At 59.5% G+C, this 15554-nt stretch carries 17 protein-coding genes and 1 pseudogene; 9 read left to right on the top strand and 9 right to left on the bottom strand.

The features are described 5' to 3' along the window. Positions 1-109 precede the first annotated feature (109 nt). Positions 110-1504 carry a Si-specific NAD(P)(+) transhydrogenase gene (gene sthA, locus QOM10_RS20045; protein WP_127929145.1) on the top strand — a complete coding sequence of 465 codons (1395 nt, stop codon included), beginning with the start codon at positions 110-112 and terminating at the stop codon, positions 1502-1504. Positions 1505-1546: 42 nt separating this feature from the next. On the opposite strand, the gene QOM10_RS20040 is transcribed toward sthA, so the two are convergent. Then, a complete protein-coding gene (locus QOM10_RS20040; protein WP_095121056.1) occupies positions 1547-2269 on the bottom strand; it encodes a glycerophosphodiester phosphodiesterase in 723 nt (240 codons plus the stop codon). Between the two features lie 14 nt (positions 2270-2283). Next, positions 2284-2865, bottom strand: coding sequence for a PilZ domain-containing protein (locus QOM10_RS20035; protein ID WP_016986736.1), 582 nt, complete (start codon positions 2863-2865; stop codon positions 2284-2286). Between the two features lie 94 nt (positions 2866-2959). On the opposite strand from QOM10_RS20035, the gene QOM10_RS20030 reads away from it, so the two are divergent. From QOM10_RS20030 to QOM10_RS20020, 3 genes are all read left to right on the top strand, one after another. Beyond that, complete coding sequence (locus QOM10_RS20030) at positions 2960-4210, top strand: lipoprotein-releasing ABC transporter permease subunit (protein ID WP_127929144.1); 1251 nt, start codon at positions 2960-2962, stop codon at positions 4208-4210. Then, on the top strand, positions 4203-4901 hold the full coding sequence (lolD, locus tag QOM10_RS20025; protein ID WP_410479173.1) for a lipoprotein-releasing ABC transporter ATP-binding protein LolD: 699 nt from the start codon (positions 4203-4205) through the stop codon (positions 4899-4901). Before QOM10_RS20030 ends, lolD begins: the two co-directional genes overlap by 8 nt. 63 nt (positions 4902-4964) lie before the next feature. Then, the gene (locus QOM10_RS20020) at positions 4965-6209 is read left to right on the top strand and encodes a lipoprotein-releasing ABC transporter permease subunit (RefSeq protein WP_034156425.1); all 1245 of its coding nucleotides are present in this window, start codon (positions 4965-4967) and stop codon (positions 6207-6209) included. Between the two features lie 119 nt (positions 6210-6328). Here QOM10_RS20020 and QOM10_RS20015 read toward each other — a convergent pair whose 3' ends face one another. After that, a complete protein-coding gene (locus QOM10_RS20015) occupies positions 6329-7675 on the bottom strand; it encodes a heavy metal sensor histidine kinase (protein WP_316916833.1) in 1347 nt (448 codons plus the stop codon). Further along, positions 7675-8355: a heavy metal response regulator transcription factor gene (locus QOM10_RS20010; RefSeq protein WP_064392816.1), complete on the bottom strand. Its 681-nt coding sequence runs from the start codon at positions 8353-8355 to the stop codon at positions 7675-7677. Before QOM10_RS20010 ends, QOM10_RS20015 begins: the two co-directional genes overlap by 1 nt. Positions 8356-8523: 168 nt before the next feature. Between QOM10_RS20010 and QOM10_RS20005 the strand changes: the two genes are divergently transcribed. Both QOM10_RS20005 and queF read left to right on the top strand, forming a co-directional pair. After that, positions 8524-9051, top strand: a complete 528-nt coding sequence (locus QOM10_RS20005; protein ID WP_316916832.1) for a cupredoxin family protein — start codon at positions 8524-8526, stop codon at positions 9049-9051. A gap of 61 nt (positions 9052-9112) precedes the next feature. Continuing rightward, entirely contained in the window at positions 9113-9943 is an 831-nt protein-coding gene (gene queF, locus QOM10_RS20000) for an NADPH-dependent 7-cyano-7-deazaguanine reductase QueF (RefSeq protein WP_160041197.1), read from the top strand. Positions 9944-9969: 26 nt separating this feature from the next. Here queF and QOM10_RS19995 read toward each other — a convergent pair. From QOM10_RS19995 to QOM10_RS19985, 3 genes and pseudogenes are all read right to left on the bottom strand, one after another. Continuing rightward, positions 9970-10068 (bottom strand): annotated as a pseudogene (locus QOM10_RS19995) (metal ABC transporter ATP-binding protein); the annotation flags it as partial. 64 nt (positions 10069-10132) lie between these two features. Continuing rightward, positions 10133-10396, bottom strand: a complete 264-nt coding sequence (locus QOM10_RS19990) for a DUF4404 family protein (RefSeq protein WP_077573823.1) — start codon at positions 10394-10396, stop codon at positions 10133-10135. Between the two features lie 108 nt (positions 10397-10504). Next, positions 10505-11125, bottom strand: a complete 621-nt coding sequence (locus QOM10_RS19985; RefSeq protein ID WP_150776370.1) for an HAD family phosphatase — start codon at positions 11123-11125, stop codon at positions 10505-10507. Between the two features lie 198 nt (positions 11126-11323). On the opposite strand from QOM10_RS19985, the gene QOM10_RS19980 reads away from it, so the two are divergent. Continuing rightward, on the top strand, positions 11324-12013 hold the full coding sequence (locus QOM10_RS19980) for a VacJ family lipoprotein (protein WP_038362262.1): 690 nt from the start codon (positions 11324-11326) through the stop codon (positions 12011-12013). A 52-nt stretch (positions 12014-12065) separates the two neighbouring features. Here the strand turns inward: QOM10_RS19980 and QOM10_RS19975 are convergent, their stop codons facing one another. Then, a complete protein-coding gene (locus tag QOM10_RS19975; protein WP_127929139.1) occupies positions 12066-12365 on the bottom strand; it encodes a PilZ domain-containing protein in 300 nt (99 codons plus the stop codon). 275 nt (positions 12366-12640) lie between these two features. Here QOM10_RS19975 and rssB point away from each other — a divergent pair, with 275 nt between their 5' ends. Both rssB and rssC read left to right on the top strand, forming a co-directional pair. After that, a complete protein-coding gene (rssB, locus tag QOM10_RS19970) occupies positions 12641-13822 on the top strand; it encodes a two-component system response regulator RssB (protein WP_016986724.1) in 1182 nt (393 codons plus the stop codon). Beyond that, positions 13822-14304, top strand: a complete 483-nt coding sequence (gene rssC, locus QOM10_RS19965; RefSeq protein ID WP_003226553.1) for an anti-sigma factor antagonist RssC — start codon at positions 13822-13824, stop codon at positions 14302-14304. Before rssB ends, rssC begins: the two co-directional genes overlap by 1 nt. Before the next feature lie 189 nt (positions 14305-14493). Here rssC and tal read toward each other — a convergent pair whose 3' ends face one another. Next, positions 14494-15420 carry a transaldolase gene (gene tal / locus QOM10_RS19960; protein ID WP_038362268.1) on the bottom strand — a complete coding sequence of 309 codons (927 nt, stop codon included), beginning with the start codon at positions 15418-15420 and terminating at the stop codon, positions 14494-14496. Between the last annotated feature and the right edge of the window lie 134 nt (positions 15421-15554).

Raw genomic sequence — 15554 nt, 5'->3', positions numbered from 1 at the left:
AGACTGTGTCCGGGTTCTTGATTGACCCCCAATTGTTCCTTCGCGCCGCCGTTCGGCGTGATTTAGCCGCAGGTGCTGCTGGCACCGCGGCCTGTTCTGAGGAGTACGCATGGCTGTCTACAACTACGACGTGGTGGTGCTGGGTTCCGGCCCGGCGGGAGAAGGCGCGGCAATGAACGCCGCCAAAGCAGGGCGCAAGGTCGCGATGGTCGACAGCCGTCGCCAGGTCGGCGGCAACTGCACCCACCTCGGCACCATCCCGTCCAAGGCACTGCGTCACTCGGTGCGGCAGATCATGCAGTTCAACACTAATCCTATGTTCCGGGCGATCGGCGAGCCGCGCTGGTTCTCCTTCCCGGACGTGTTGAAAAGCGCCGAAAAGGTTATTTCCAAACAAGTCGCTTCGCGCACCGGCTACTACGCCCGTAACCGCGTCGACGTGTTCTTCGGCACCGGCAGCTTTGCCGACGAGCAAACCATCGAAGTGGTCTGCGCCAATGGTGTGGTCGAAAAACTGGTGGCCAAGCACATCATCATCGCCACCGGTTCGCGTCCTTATCGCCCGGCGGACATCGATTTCCACCACCCGCGTATCTACGATAGCGACACTATCCTCAGCCTCAACCACACCCCGCGCAAACTGATCGTTTACGGCGCCGGCGTGATCGGTTGCGAATACGCATCGATCTTCAGCGGTCTGGGTGTGCTGGTCGAGCTGGTCGATAACCGTGGTCAGTTGCTGAGCTTCCTCGACTCGGAAATCTCCCAGGCGTTGAGCTACCACTTCAGCAACAACAACATCACCGTGCGTCACAACGAAGATTACGATCGTGTTGAAGGCGTCGATAACGGCGTGATCCTGCACCTGAAGTCTGGCAAGAAGATCAAGGCCGACGCCTTGCTCTGGTGCAACGGCCGTACCGGCAACACCGATCAGCTCGGTCTGGAAAACATCGGCGTCAAGGTCAACAGCCGTGGCCAGATTGAAGTCGACGAGGCCTACCGTACCTGCGTACCGAACATCTACGGTGCCGGTGACGTGATCGGCTGGCCGAGCCTGGCCAGTGCCGCCCACGACCAGGGCCGTTCGGCCGCTGGCAGCATCGTTGATAACGGTAGCTGGCGTTTCGTGAATGACGTGCCGACTGGCATCTACACCATTCCGGAGATCAGCTCGATCGGCAAGAACGAGCAGGAACTGACCCAGGCCAAAGTGCCGTACGAAGTCGGCAAGGCGTTCTTCAAGAGCATGGCGCGGGCGCAGATCGCCGGCGAGCCGCAAGGCATGCTGAAGATCCTGTTCCACCGTGAAACCCTGGAAGTGCTGGGCGTTCACTGCTTCGGTTATCAGGCGTCGGAGATCGTCCACATCGGTCAGGCGATCATGAACCAGCCGGGCGAACTGAACACGCTGAAGTACTTCGTCAACACGACGTTCAACTACCCGACCATGGCTGAAGCCTATCGGGTAGCGGCGTACGACGGTCTCAACCGGCTTTTTTGACGGGCTCCGGCCGGTGGCCTGAGCCGGCCGGGGAGACCGATTTCAGCAATTCTCGAGGGTGGCAGTGGCCAAACCGGGAAAGTCTGTAATCAGGCTGTCAACGCCGAAGTCGGCGAGTCTGCGCATCAGCGCAGGCTCGTTGACGGTCCACACCGACACGTGCAGCCCTTGACGCTGCGCCTTCTGCAGGCGTTCCGGCGTACACAGCGTCCAGTTCAACGCGAGAATCTCACAGCCATAGCTGGCCGCGACCTTCAACGGGTCGAGCCAGGCGTATTCGGCGACCAGTCCCCGTGACACATCCGGCACGAGGTCCAGCGCCGCTTTCAGCACTTCCCGCGAACTCGAGGTGATCGTCACCTTGTCGAGCAGGCCATGGCGCTGAGCCATTTCACGAATCGCCAGCACGGTGGTTGCCGCGCGAGTACGCGAAGCGCTTTTGACTTCCAGCTGCCAGTGATCGAAATCACATTTCTCGAACAACTCTTCCAGCGTCGGAATCGGGCACGGCTTGATCCAGCCGGGGCCGCCCTTGCGCGCGTCGTAGGTCACCAGTTCGGCGGCGGTGTGCTCGACAACCTTGCCGCGCCGTTCCGTGGTGCGTTTGAGGGTCGGATCGTGAATGACCATCAACTCGCCGTCCTTGGACAGGTGCAGATCCAGTTCGCAGCGGCGCACGCCGTGCTTGAGACATTCCTGAAAACTGCTCAGGGTGTTTTCCGGTGCTTCGCCCTTGGCGCCGCGGTGGCCGTAGATGAGGGTCACGGTGCTTCCTTAAGTTAAATGCCAGATTCGTTCTGTTCGCGGGCCAGACGTCGTTCCTGGGCCTGCTTCTGCAAGATATAGCGGGCGAGCAACTGGCGCTGGGCGTCGGTCAAGTGTTCGAACTCGGTGCCAACGTCGTACCCCTCGCCCTTGCGGTCGCAATGGGTGACACGGGCGCGCAGCAACAGGCCCAGCGCTTGCGGCATCAGCACCAGTTTCACCGACAGGTGTGCACCGGTGGCAATCGGCGTCGGATACTGAAAGTCGATCCCGCCTTCGGAGATGATCACCGGTTGCGGCTCGCCGATATGGCCGAGCACGGTCAGGGCGACCACCTGACTGAGCAGGTCGATGCGCTTGTTCTGCGATTTCAGGAACGCGGCGATGGCCCGGTCGCGCTCGCTGATCTGGCGCAACAGGTGCTGCGACTCGAATTCGCTCAGGTGCAGTTCGCTGAGCAGGTTGAACAGTGGGGAAGCATCCTGCAACACTTCCTGGCCTGCGGCTTCGGGAGCGGACAGGGGCCGAATTTCCAGTGCGATCGTGTCCTCGATACGGTAGTATTCGCGGCGATCTTCTTCATCTAATGTCGACATGGCGAACCCATGGTAGCGGCGGTGGTCTGAGTGTAAAGCTGGTTATCGACCCCCGCCACAAGGACGTTCCTTTTCCCTCCGAACAAGCCCCGACATGTTCAGACCTCTCTTCGTATTTATCGGCACGCGTTATACCCGTGCAAAGCGTCGCAATCATTTTGTGTCATTCATTTCCCTGACTTCGATGATCGGGCTCGCCCTTGGCGTGGTCGTGATGATCGTCGTGCTCTCGGTGATGAATGGCTTCGATCATGAGATGCGCACCCGTGTGCTGGGCATGGTGCCCCACGCGACCATTGAATCCACTGAGCCGATCAACGATTGGCAAAGTCTGGCCAACAAGGTCAAGCAGAACCCGCAGGTGACGGCGGTTGCGCCGTTTACCCAGATGCAGGGCCTGCTGACCAATAACGGTCAGGTGTCCAAGGTGTTGCTCAATGCCATCGACCCTGCGCTCGAGCGCAACGTGTCGATCATCGACAACTTCATGAAGCAGGGCAAACTCGACGATTTGACACCGGGCAGCTTCGGCATCGTCATCGGCGACAAGGCCGCGAGCAAGCTTGGCGTGGGCATCGGTGACAAGGTCACCTTCGTCGCGCCGGAGGTCAGCGTGACCCCGGCCGGGATGTTCCCGCGCATGAAGCGCTTCACCGTGGTCGGCATTTTCCATGTCGGTGCCGGTGAGCTCGACGGTTATCTGGGCGTCACCAACCTGCAGGATCTGGCGAAGATGCACCGCTGGAAGCCTGATCAGGTGCAGGGCATTCGCCTGAAGTTCGACGACCTGTTCCAGGCACCGCGTGTGGCATGGAACATTGCCCAGCAGCTTGGCGAAGACCATTACTACGCCCGCGACTGGACCCGCACCCACGGCAATCTGTATCAGGCAATCCGCATGGAAAAAGCCATGATCGGCCTGCTGTTGCTGCTGATCGTCGCCGTCGCAGCGTTCAACATCATTTCCACGCTGGTGATGGTGGTGAACGACAAGAAGGGCGACATCGCCATTCTGCGTACGTTGGGCGCGACGCCGGGCACGATCATGCGCACGTTCATGGTGCAAGGCACGGTGATCGGTGTGGTCGGCACAGCGATTGGCGCGGTGGTCGGCATTTTCGCTGCGCTTAATGTCAGCGCAGCGATCTCGGCACTGGAAGGCCTGATCGGCCACAAATTCCTTAATGCTGACGTGTATTTCATTGATTATCTTCCGTCGCAGGTGCAGAGCCAGGACGTGGTCATGGTCTGCGCCGCGGCGTTGGTTCTGAGTTTCCTCGCCACCCTGTATCCCGCCTGGCGTGCCGCGCGCACCCAGCCGGCGGAGGCGCTACGTTATGAGTGAGTCGGGCATGAGTGAACAAGCAATCTTGAGCTGCCGCAACCTGGGTAAATCCTACGAGGAAGGCCCGGAATCGGTAGAAGTACTGGCCGGCCTGCAACTGGAGTTGCACCCGGGCGAGCGCGTGGCGATCGTCGGCACCTCGGGTTCGGGCAAAAGTACGTTGCTCAACCTGTTGGGCGGTCTCGATACGCCGACCAAGGGCAGCGTCTGGCTCGACGGTGAAGAGCTGTCGGCACTGAGCGAGAAGAAGCGTGGCCTGCTGCGTAACCGTGCGCTCGGTTTCGTTTACCAGTTCCACCACTTGCTGCCGGAATTCACTGCGCTGGAAAACGTCTGCATGCCGCTGTTGATCGGCAAGACGCCGATCCCGGAAGCCCGTCAGCGCGCCACGGCTTTGCTGGAACGCGTCGGCCTCGGCCATCGTCTGGAGCACAAACCGGCGGAACTGTCCGGTGGCGAGCGTCAACGTGTGGCCATCGCCCGCGCCTTGGTGAACAAGCCGGGTCTGGTGATGCTCGACGAGCCGACCGGCAACCTCGACTCGCACACCGCGCAAGGCATTCAGGATTTGATGCTGGAACTCAGCACCTCCATGCGCACGGCGTTCCTGGTGGTGACTCACGACATGAACCTGGCCCGCCAGATGGATCGCGTATTGCACCTGCAAGAAGGTTGCCTCTCGCCTATCTGATTGGCTGAAACCCGGCGTCTGTAAAGGCGTCGGGTCTTTTATTTTTATACGGTGCCCCAGCGAATGTTCAGACCGTTATCGATCTTTATCGGCACGCGCTATACCCGCGCCAAGCGCCGCAATCGCTTCGTTTCGTTCATTTCGATGACCTCGATGATCGGCCTCGCCCTCGGCGTGCTGGCGATGATCGTGGTGTTGTCAGTGATGAACGGCTTCCAGCGCGAAATGAGCTCGCGCATCCTCGGCATGGTGCCGCACGCGACCATCGTTGGCGTCAAGCCGATCGATGACTGGCAGCCCGTCGCCGCCGCTGCAATGAAAAACCCCGAAGTGACTGCCGCCGTGCCGTTCACCGAAATGGAAGGCATGCTCTCCTATAAGGGCCTGATGCAGCCGATCCAGATCAGTGGCGTCGATCCTGCGCAGGAAGGCAAGGTGTCGATTGTTGCCCAGCACATTGTGCAGGGGCGTCTGGATGCCTTGAAACCCGGCGAGTTCGGCGTGGTGATTGGTGAAATCACCGCACGACGTTTCCGCCTCAATGTCGGCGACAAGATCACTTTGATCGTCCCGGAAGTCAGCACTGCGCCGGGTGGCATCACCCCGCGCATGCAGCGGCTGAACGTGGTGGGCGTGTTCAAGGTTGGTGCTGAACTGGACGGCTCGATGGGCCTGATCCACGTCGCCGATGCCGCGACCATGCAGCATTGGGAACCGAATCAGGTGCAGAGCGTGCGTCTGGCGGTGAAAGATCTGTACGCCGCACCGAAAGTCTCCTCGGACATCGCTGCCGGGTTGGGCGCCGATTTCAAGGCTGACGACTGGACCCACACCCAGGGCAGCCTGTTCAGCGCAATGAAGATGGAAAAAACCATGATCGGCCTGCTGTTGCTGATGATCGTCGCGGTGGCGGCGTTCAACATCATCGCAACCCTGATCATGGTGGTGAACGACAAGGGCGCGGACATCGCGATCCTGCGCACCATCGGCGCCACGCCACGGCAGATCATGGCGATCTTCATGGTGCAGGGCACGGTGATCGGCATTGTCGGTACGATCATTGGCGGCGTGTTGGGCGTGATTGCGGCGTTGAATGTCAGTCAGATCGTGGGTTGGATCGAGCGAGTCAGTGGGCAGCATATCTTCAGTTCTGACGTGTACTTCGTCAGCAATCTGCCGTCGGAATTGCAGGGAGGGGATGTGCTGTTGATCTGCTCGGCGGGCTTTATTCTGAGCTTCCTGGCGACGGTGTATCCGGCGTGGCGAGCGGCGAAGATCGAACCGGCTCACGCCCTGAGATATTCGTAAACGACTCCATGCTCGTTCCCACGCTCTGCGTGGGAACGCCTCAACGGACGCTCCGCGTTCGGCTCTGGAAGGGACGCGGAGCGTCCCGGGCTGCATTCCCACGCAGAGCGTGGGAACGATCAGGTTCGAGGCAACTCAATCACAAACCGCGTCCATCCCGCCTCTGATTCGCAATGAATCTGCCCACCATGGGCGCGGACGATGGATTGAGTAATCGCCAGCCCCAACCCTGCATGCTCACTGCTGCCTTCCTGGCGCGCCGGATCGGCCCGATAAAATCGATCAAACAGGCGTGGCAACAACTCCGCAGAAATCCCTTCGCCACTGTTTTCGACTGAAATGCGTACCGCGTTCGGTTGATCAACGATCCGCAAGCTCACGTAGCCCTCGACCGGGGTAAACCGCAGCGCGTTATCCAGCAAATTCGACAAGGCCCGGCGCAACATGCTGCGATCACCCTCGATCCGCGCGTTGCCTCCTCGACTCAGCCTGACCCCGGCGTCCTCCGCCAGCGGCGCAAAAAACTCCAGCAACACATCGGTCTCGTCCGCCAGTTCCAGCGGCTCGCGCTTGGGCATCAGCAAACCGTGGTCAGCCTTGGCCAGGTACAACATGTCGTTGACCAGTTGTGCCATCCATTGCAGTTCTTCGAGGTTGCTGTGCAGCGCTTCGCGGTAATCCTCGATCGGCCGTGGGCGGGTGAGGGTGACCTGAGTGTGGGTCAGCAGGTTCGACAGTGGGGTGCGCAGTTCATGGGCGATGTCGGCGGAAAACGCCGAGAGCCGCTGAAACGAGTCGTCGAGGCGTGCGAGCATGGCGTTGAAGCTGTGGGCCATTTCTGCAAGCTCGGGTGGCATTTGCGCTTCCGGCAGTCGGGCGTTGAGCGATTGTGCGGAAATCCCACGAGCAACCGCGCTCATGCGCCGCAACGGACGCAACCCGCTGCGTGCAGCCCAGGCACCGAGCAAAGCGGTGGCCAGCGCTGACAGCCCGACCGTCAGCCAGATCAGATGCTGCATGCGTTGCAGGAAGTGCTGGTGATGGGTGATGTCCAGCAGCATTGTCAGTTGCGGGGAATCGGCTTTTTCCGGGTAGAGCGGGGCGTTGAGCACGCGGTAATCGGTGCCGTCATGGCTTATGGTCGACAGGCCGGATTGTTGCGGCAAATCCTTGGGGATTTGCGTCGAACTGTCATACCAGCGCTGGCCGTCAGTGCCGGTAATGCGCAACGACAGATCGGCCTGACGGCTCAGCTCATCCGCCAGCCGCGCCTCACGTTGAGCGGGTTGAACATCCTGCAAGGCGCGGCGCAGGCCAATCAGCTTACCGTCCAGTTGTTGCTGGTCGAGTTCGATAAAGTGCGCCTCGCTGGCGCGGTTGAACAACAGCCCGGCGAACAGCGAAACCACAGCGGTGCAAGCGGCAAACAACAAGGCCAGGCGCGAACTCAGGGACAAACGACGCATCAGGCGCCACGCTCTTCGAGCACGTAACCCATGCCGCGCACGGTGTGGATCAATTTGTTGGGAAACTCGTCGTCGATTTTCAGACGCAAACGGCGGATCGCCACTTCGATGACGTTGGTGTCGCTGTCGAAATTCATGTCCCAGACCTGTGAGGCGATCAGCGATTTCGGCAGCACCTCACCCTGACGGCGCAGGAGCATCTCCAATAACGCGAATTCTTTGGCGGTCAGGTCGATGCGCTGGCCACTGCGCTCGACCCGGCGGCGGATCAGATCCAGACGCAGGTCGGCCAGTTGCAGACTGGTTTCCTGGGTTGTAGCGCTGCCGCGACGCAACAGGCTGCGCACCCGCGCCAGCAGTTCCGAGAAGGCGAAGGGTTTGACCAGATAGTCGTCGGCGCCGAGTTCGAGGCCATGAACCCTGTCTTCCACGGCGTCTTTGGCCGTGAGAAAAAGTACCGGCGTATCCAGCCCGGCGCTGCGCACCGCTTGCAGAATCTGCCAGCCGCTGCGACCCGGCAGCATCACGTCGAGGATCAGCAGCGCGTAATCACCGCTCAAAGCCAGTTGCTGACCGCTGTTGCCGTCGGCCACCAGTTCCGTATTGAACCCGGCCTCGGTCAGGCCCTGGCGCAGGTATTGGCCGGTTTTCGCTTGGTCTTCGACGATCAACAGTTTCATGGGCGACTCGGGTGGGTTCGGGGGTGTTGTAGTCACGAAAGCTTTATACCGTGAGCGCTGGCGACAAACGCCAACCTGACAAAGTTGTAATCTCCCTGTCAGGTAGATGCCAGCGCAGGCCGGCTAAAGTTTCCCATAAGCTGAATCTTATCTTGTTGGAGAACGACCATGTTTTTACGCCAATCCCTGGCCATCTGTTTGTTGGCAATGAGTTCGACGGCGTTTGCAGCTCCCGCGCACACCTATGATTTCGGCCAGCCAGCATCGGCCGCCAAAGCCTCGCGCAGCATTGAAGTAGTGATGGGCGATATGTCCTTCGATCCCAAGGCGATTCAGATCAAGGCCGGTGAGACCGTTCGTTTTGTGCTGGTGAATAAAGGCCAGTTGTTGCACGAATTCAACCTCGGCGACGCGTCGATGCACGCCAAACACCAGCAGGAAATGTTGCAGATGCAGCAAAGCGGCATGCTTACGCCTACCGGCATGAAGGAAATGTCCCACGATATGGCCGGCATAGATCACGCAGCGATGGGCCATGGCATGAAGCACGACGACCCCAACAGCGTGCTGGTCGAGCCAGGTAAAACCGCCGAGCTGACCTGGACCTTCAGCAAGGCCACCAGCCTGGAATTCGCCTGCAATATTCCCGGGCATTATCAGGCGGGCATGGTCGGCAAACTGACTGTCAGTCAGTAAGCACTCAAAGGCGCGGGCAAAGGCTGGTAGAATCCGCTGATTATTCAGTCAGGTTTCCGCCATGCATCCCGCAGCCGAACACTCGCCGCTGGGCAAATCCAGCGAATACATCGCCACGTACACGCCGTCCCTGCTGTTCCCGATTCCGCGCACCGCGAAATGGGCCGAGCTGGGTCTGACCGCCGAAACCCTGCCGTATAAAGGTGTGGATTTCTGGAACTGCTTCGAGCTGTCGTGGCTGTTGCCGTCGGGCAAACCGGTGGTGGCGATTGGCGAATTCAGCATTCCGGCGGACTCGCCGAACATCATCGAATCGAAGTCGTTCAAGTTGTATTTGAACTCGCTGAACCAGACCGCGTTTGCCGACGTTGCTGCATTGGAAGCAACACTGGTCAAGGATTTGTCGGCCGCCGCCGGCAAACCGGTGGGCGTGCGGGTTCGCAGCCTGAAGGATGTTGAAGCGGAGGGCGTCGTGGCGCTGCCGGGCGTGTGCATCGATGATCTGGATATCAGCGTCAGCAACTATGAGCATCCGCGCCCGGAGCTGTTGCGTTGCGATGAATCGCGGGTTGTCGAAGAGACGGTCTATAGCCACCTGCTCAAATCCAATTGCCCGGTGACCAGTCAGCCGGACTGGGGCAGCGTGGTGGTGGAATATCGCGGCTCGGCGCTGGATCATGCCAGTCTGCTGGAATATATCGTCAGCTTCCGCCAGCACTCTGACTTCCATGAGCAGTGTGTGGAGCGGATTTTCCTTGATCTGCAACGACTGCTGAAGCCAGAAAAGCTGACGGTATTTGCCCGTTACGTGCGTCGCGGTGGTCTGGATATCAACCCGTATCGCAGCACCGAAAGCGTACAGCTGCCGAATCACCGCCTGGTGCGCCAATAAAGATCCAGAATGTGCGATGTCCAATGTGGGAGCGAGCCTGCTCGCGAATGCGGTGTGTCATTCAAGGATGATGTCGATTGACACGACGCCTTCGCGAGCAGGCTCGCTCCCACAGGGGACTGCATTGCAAATCGTAGACATGAAAAAGCCCTGCCAACGATGGCAGGGCTTTTTTTGTGTGGCGGGCAATCAGATCCCCATGCTGCCCAGCGCGTTGACGATATTGCGCAGGGTGCCGGCAATCGCTGGGTGTTCGACTTCGAAGCGTTCAACCGCCAGATTCACGCCATCGGCGATGCTGGCGTCTTGAGTGGCATTTTCCAGTTGAATTTCGGATTCAATTTGCGCCATCAGCACACGCAGGTCTTCACGTTCGACTTCCGACAGCGGCGGATTCTGCTCCAGCTGCTCGCGCAGGGTATCGAGCTGTTTTTGCAGTTCTTGGGCGGGCATGGTGTTTTCCTTTTATCAATAGGCACTGGCATTGACCGCAGCCGCGCGCCAAAGGTCTATGGCTGACCTTTAGATTAATCCACTCCCGGCAAACCTGCATGATCCCGATCAGGGCTTTTCGCCTTTGAGCCGGCGCAGGCTGATGTCCGCCAGGCAGGTGTCGAGTTCGCCCAAGTGATCGATGACCGAATGCACGCCGAGGCCGAATAGCTGCATCGTCGCCTTGCCACGCAGTTGTTCGCGTTCTCTCTGGCTCAGCGCTTGCCATTCGCCCGGTGCCAGGCCGCACAGCGAGCCGCAGGAGGCGAGGCCGATGGTCCACAGCCCGGCGTTCAGGCCGGCCTGCAGCAGGCGCGGTTCGCCACTGACCAGCACGCAGCCGTCCAGACAACCGACGTTCAGGTCCATCAAGGCTTGCCAGCAGGCATTCGGCGCAGGCCACGGATTGAGTGTTGCCGAATGTTGCGCGGGTTTGATTGACGCCGGCAGTGAGGCCGACAACGATTGGGCGAGGGCAGGGGGCAGTTCATCCAGCCAGGCACAGGGAATCTGCTGGCGCTGCAAACTGTGCAGACTGTCGAGCGCGCCCGGCGTGGCCTCGGCATATTCGGGACGGGCGACGGTATTCAGACGAGCGCGAGCACCGAAATCCACCAGACAACCGCTGAGTCCAAACAGTACGGCGGTCAGGCTGGACGCGGCGACGGGCAAGGTTTCGGCGTGTGTCATGGCAGCGTCCCTGAAATAGCGACAAGGCTAGTCATTCAAGGTGACAGTTGCGTGACGGCTATGTGAACCGCGGCGTGGGAGGGGTCCTACAACTTTGCACAATTGGCCGACTGCCCAAACGGGCTTTTGCGCTTATACTAGCGGCCTTAATGCCCGGGCCCCGATGCCCGCGACAGTACATATCCAAGGAGTTTTTCTATGCGCTGGAGCTATCCGCTCGCTCAGCTAAGTGTATGTGCCGGCCTGTTGCTGGCGCCGTTCGCCACTCAGGCGGCAACGGAAGAAGACCCTTGGGAAAGCGTTAACCGCCCGATTTTCCAGTTCAACGACTTCGTTGACACTTACGCGCTGAAGCCATTGGCCCAAGGCTATGAGTTTGTCACGCCGCAGTTCCTCGAAGACGGCATCCACAACATGTTCCGCAACGTCGGTGATGTCACCAACCTTGCCAACAACATCCTGCAAGCCAAACCGGCTGCCGCTGGCGTCGACACTGCACGTCTGATCTTCAACACCACGTTTGGTCTGCTCGGCTTCTTTGATGTCGGCACCAAAATGGGCCTGAACCGCAGCGATGAAGATTTTGGCCAGACGCTCGGTTACTGGGGCGTTGGTAGCGGTCCGTACGTGATGCTGCCGCTGATGGGGCCGAGCACTTTGCGTGACGCACCGTCAAAATACGTCGACAGCTACACCGGCATGTACCGCTACATCGACCACGTACCTACGCGTAACTCGATCTTCGGTCTGAACATCGTCGACACCCGCGCCAGCCTGCTGTCGAGCGAGAAGCTGATCAGCGGCGACAAGTACACCTTCATCCGCAATGCTTACTTGCAGAACCGCGAGTTCAAAGTGAAGGATGGCCAGGTCGAAGACGATTTTTAATCTCGACCGGTAAAAACAAAGGCGACCCCAGGGTCGCCTTTTTTGTGTGTAGCTATTTCATTTCCAGAATAGTCAGGCCGAGCTTCTGGCCGCCGCCATCTTGTGGCTTGATCCAGACCACTTCGGTCTCGGCTTCAAGCCCACTGAGCGCCGCGTGTTCGGAATCGATGCGCACGCTCAAACGGTCGCCGACCGCGAACTGGCGCGGCGCTGCGACCTGCATGCCGCTGCTGGAGAGGTCGATGCACACCCCTGAAACCTCATCCCCTTCATGAATCAACACGACATCGGCATCGACCCGCATGCGGATGAAATCGCGCTTTTCGCTGTAGTCCCGACTGGTTTGACTCATAGGTTCGTCCTTCCATTGGGTTACGGTTTGAGCTGTTCTTATAACTCTCGGTGATTTGACAAGTAAAGTCGTCAAGCGACCATCGGCGCATGCTTGAAACGCTCTGCGGATGGGAGTACCGTCTGCGCCTTAGAAGGGCACCTCTGGTGTAACCGCGTTTGCAGCCAATGCTCGAAAGCGGTGCAGCAGAGAGGCTAGAAAGCGAATCCAGTAGTCTGCGCAGGGCCCGATGCCCCGCCAACTACGCCAACCTAATTCTGGCGCCGTTTGCCCACATGCCAAAAACCAGTGCCACGCTGCTGATAATCGATGATGACGAAGTAGTGCGCGCGAGCCTCGCGGCCTATTTGGAAGACAGTGGTTTCAGCGTCCTGCAGGCCAGCAACGGCCAACAGGGTCTTCAGGTATTCGAGCAAGACACGCCCGACCTGGTCATCTGCGATCTGCGCATGCCGCAGATGGGCGGTCTCGAACTGATCCGTCAGGTCACCGAGCGGTCACCGCAGACGCCGGTAATCGTGGTGTCGGGTGCCGGCGTGATGAACGACGCGGTCGAAGCCCTGCGCCTGGGCGCAGCGGATTACCTGATCAAGCCTCTCGAAGATCTGGCTGTGCTCGAGCACTCTGTGCGCCGGGCCCTGGATCGTGCGCGCCTGCTGCTGGAAAACCAGCGCTACCGCGAGAAGCTGGAAAAGGCCAACCGCGAGCTCGAGGCCAGCCTGAACCTGCTCCAGGAAGACCAGAACGCTGGTCGCCAGGTACAGATGAACATGCTGCCGGAAAGCCCGTGGAGCATCGACGAGTTCAAGTTTGCCCACCAGATCATCCCGTCGCTGTATCTGTCGGGTGATTTTGTCGACTATTTCCGTGTCGACGAGCGCCGGGTCGCGTTTTACCTGGCGGATGTCTCCGGTCATGGCGCCTCTTCAGCCTTTGTCACCGTGCTGCTGAAGTTCATGACCACGCGCTTGCTGTTCGAATCCAAGCGCAACGGCACATTGCCGGAATTCAAGCCTTCGGAAGTTCTTGGTCATATCAACCGGGGGCTGATCAGTTGTAAGCTGGGTAAACACGTCACAATGGTCGGTGGAGTCATCGACGAGGAGACCGGTTTGTTGACCTATAGCATCGGCGGCCATCTGCCGTTGCCTGTGTTGTACACGCCTGACAGTGTTCGTTATCTCGAAGGGCGTGGTCTGCCGGTGGGCCTCTTCAATGAAGCCACCTACGAAGACCACGTGCTTGAGCTGCCGCCGACGTTCAGCCTGACGCTGATGTCCGATGGCATTCTGGATCTTTTGCCAGAACCTACGCTCAAAGAAAAAGAAGCCGCTTTGCCTCAACGGGTGAAGTCGGCGGGCGGCAGCCTGGATGGTCTGCGGCAAGTGTTTGGATTGGCCACGCTAGGGGAGATGCCGGATGATATCGCCCTGTTGGTGTTGAGCAGGAATCTTTAATGAGTACCGGTAGAATCCAGTTCGCCGAGCAGGACGGCACCTTTGTCCTGAAGTTCGTCGGTGAAGTTCGCCTGACCCTGTGTTCGGCGTTGGATGCGACTATTGAGAAAATCTTCACCGCGCTGAATTTCAACGCGATCGTGATCGATTTGACCGAAACCCGCAGCATCGACAGCACGACGTTGGGCCTGTTGGCCAAACTGTCGATCCTGTCGCGGCAGAAGGTCGGCCTGCTGCCGACCGTCGTCACCACCCACGAAGACATCACCCGTCTGCTGCAATCGATGGGGTTCGAGCAGGTGTTCAACATCGTCAACCACCCGGTGCCGTGCCCGGAGTGCCTGGACGATCTACCGGATCAGGACCAGTCGGAAGAAGTGGTGCGGATCAAAGTGCTCGAAGCGCACAAGATCCTCATGGGCCTCAACGATTCCAATCGTGAAGCGTTCCATGATCTGGTGAATGCCCTCGAGCGGCATTGAGTGATGCCGGCCGGACGGGCCTCTTCGCGAGCAGGCTCGCTCCCACACTGACGCGGCGTCGATCACAAATCCCACTGTGGGAGCGAGACTGCTCGCGAAAGCGGTCGCAAGAACACTGAAATTATCCAGCAGCCATAAAAAAGGGCGAATCCACCAGGATTCGCCCTTTTCGCATTTCCCTAACTCAAATCACAGCTTGGCCTGCAACAGCGCCTCAAGCTTCTCCTGGTCGCGAGCAAACTGACGGATGCCCTCAGCCAGTTTCTCGGTGGCCATCGCGTCTTCGTTGGACAACCAGCGGAATTGCGCTTCGTTGAGGCTCAGACGGGCTTCACCGGCGTTGCCCGGGGCGAGTTTGCGCTCCAGCTTGCCGGTGTCGGCCGCCAGCTTGTCGATCAGGTCCGGGCTGATGGTCAGGCGGTCACAGCCGGCCAGTTGCTCGATCTGGTTGAGATTGCGGAAGCTCGCGCCCATGACCACGGTCTTGTAGTCATTGGCCTTGTAGTAGTTGTAGATGCGGGTGACCGACTGCACGCCCGGATCATCGGCGCCGGTGTAGTCGTTGCCGTTGGCCTTCTTGTACCAGTCGTAGATGCGGCCCACGAATGGCGAAATCAGGAACACGCCAGCGTCGGCGCAAGCGGCGGCCTGAGCGAAGGAGAACAGCAGGGTCAGGTTGGTCTGGATGCCTTCCTTCTCCAGCACTTCGGCGGCGCGGATGCCTTCCCAGGTCGAGGCGATCTTGATCAGTACGCGATCACGGCCAATGCCGGCCTTGTCGTACAGTTCGATCAGGCGATGCGCGCGCTTCAGCACGGCATCCTTGTCGAACGACAGGCGCGCATCCACTTCGGTGGAGATGCGGCCCGGAATCACTTTGAGAATTTCCTGACCCACTGCAACGCCGAATCGGTCGCTGGCCAGGCCGACATCGCCCTTGCAGTCGCTGACGCAAGCGTTCAGCAGCTCGGCGTACGCCGGAATGGCCGCCGCTTTGAGCAGCAGGGAAGGGTTGGTGGTGGCGTCGACCGGTTTGACTCGGGAGATCGCTTCGAAGTCGCCGGTATCGGCAACAACGGTGGTGAATTGTTTGAGTTGTTCCAGCTTGGAAGTCATGGGCGTGCTCTATCCTATGGGTCTGATGACATTACCCGAGCGCTGACGGTCACTCAAGGGCGTGTACGTGTATCGATGGCCCCTGCGGCAACAACCTGAAAACGATTGTTTGAAAGGTGGGGCGGGCTATCGAT

The organism is Pseudomonas sp. P108, assembly GCF_032613195.1.
GTDB lineage: Bacteria > Pseudomonadota > Gammaproteobacteria > Pseudomonadales > Pseudomonadaceae > Aquipseudomonas.
This window is presented reverse-complemented; position numbering and strand designations above follow the sequence as displayed.

Coding starts and splice junctions, on each gene's coding strand:
- sthA (WP_127929145.1), top strand. CDS start 110: ATGGCTGTCTACAACTACGACGTGGTGGTGCTGGGTTCCGGCCCGGCG.
- QOM10_RS20035 (WP_016986736.1), bottom strand. CDS start 2,865: ATGTCGACATTAGATGAAGAAGATCGCCGCGAATACTACCGTATCGAG.
- QOM10_RS20030 (WP_127929144.1), top strand. CDS start 2,960: ATGTTCAGACCTCTCTTCGTATTTATCGGCACGCGTTATACCCGTGCA.
- lolD (WP_410479173.1), top strand. CDS start 4,203: ATGAGTGAGTCGGGCATGAGTGAACAAGCAATCTTGAGCTGCCGCAAC.
- QOM10_RS20020 (WP_034156425.1), top strand. CDS start 4,965: ATGTTCAGACCGTTATCGATCTTTATCGGCACGCGCTATACCCGCGCC.
- QOM10_RS20015 (WP_316916833.1), bottom strand. CDS start 7,675: ATGCGTCGTTTGTCCCTGAGTTCGCGCCTGGCCTTGTTGTTTGCCGCT.
- QOM10_RS20010 (WP_064392816.1), bottom strand. CDS start 8,355: ATGAAACTGTTGATCGTCGAAGACCAAGCGAAAACCGGCCAATACCTG.
- QOM10_RS20005 (WP_316916832.1), top strand. CDS start 8,524: ATGTTTTTACGCCAATCCCTGGCCATCTGTTTGTTGGCAATGAGTTCG.
- queF (WP_160041197.1), top strand. CDS start 9,113: ATGCATCCCGCAGCCGAACACTCGCCGCTGGGCAAATCCAGCGAATAC.
- QOM10_RS19990 (WP_077573823.1), bottom strand. CDS start 10,396: ATGCCCGCCCAAGAACTGCAAAAACAGCTCGATACCCTGCGCGAGCAG.
- QOM10_RS19985 (WP_150776370.1), bottom strand. CDS start 11,125: ATGACACACGCCGAAACCTTGCCCGTCGCCGCGTCCAGCCTGACCGCC.
- QOM10_RS19980 (WP_038362262.1), top strand. CDS start 11,324: ATGCGCTGGAGCTATCCGCTCGCTCAGCTAAGTGTATGTGCCGGCCTG.
- QOM10_RS19975 (WP_127929139.1), bottom strand. CDS start 12,365: ATGAGTCAAACCAGTCGGGACTACAGCGAAAAGCGCGATTTCATCCGC.
- rssB (WP_016986724.1), top strand. CDS start 12,641: ATGCCAAAAACCAGTGCCACGCTGCTGATAATCGATGATGACGAAGTA.
- rssC (WP_003226553.1), top strand. CDS start 13,822: ATGAGTACCGGTAGAATCCAGTTCGCCGAGCAGGACGGCACCTTTGTC.
- tal (WP_038362268.1), bottom strand. CDS start 15,420: ATGACTTCCAAGCTGGAACAACTCAAACAATTCACCACCGTTGTTGCC.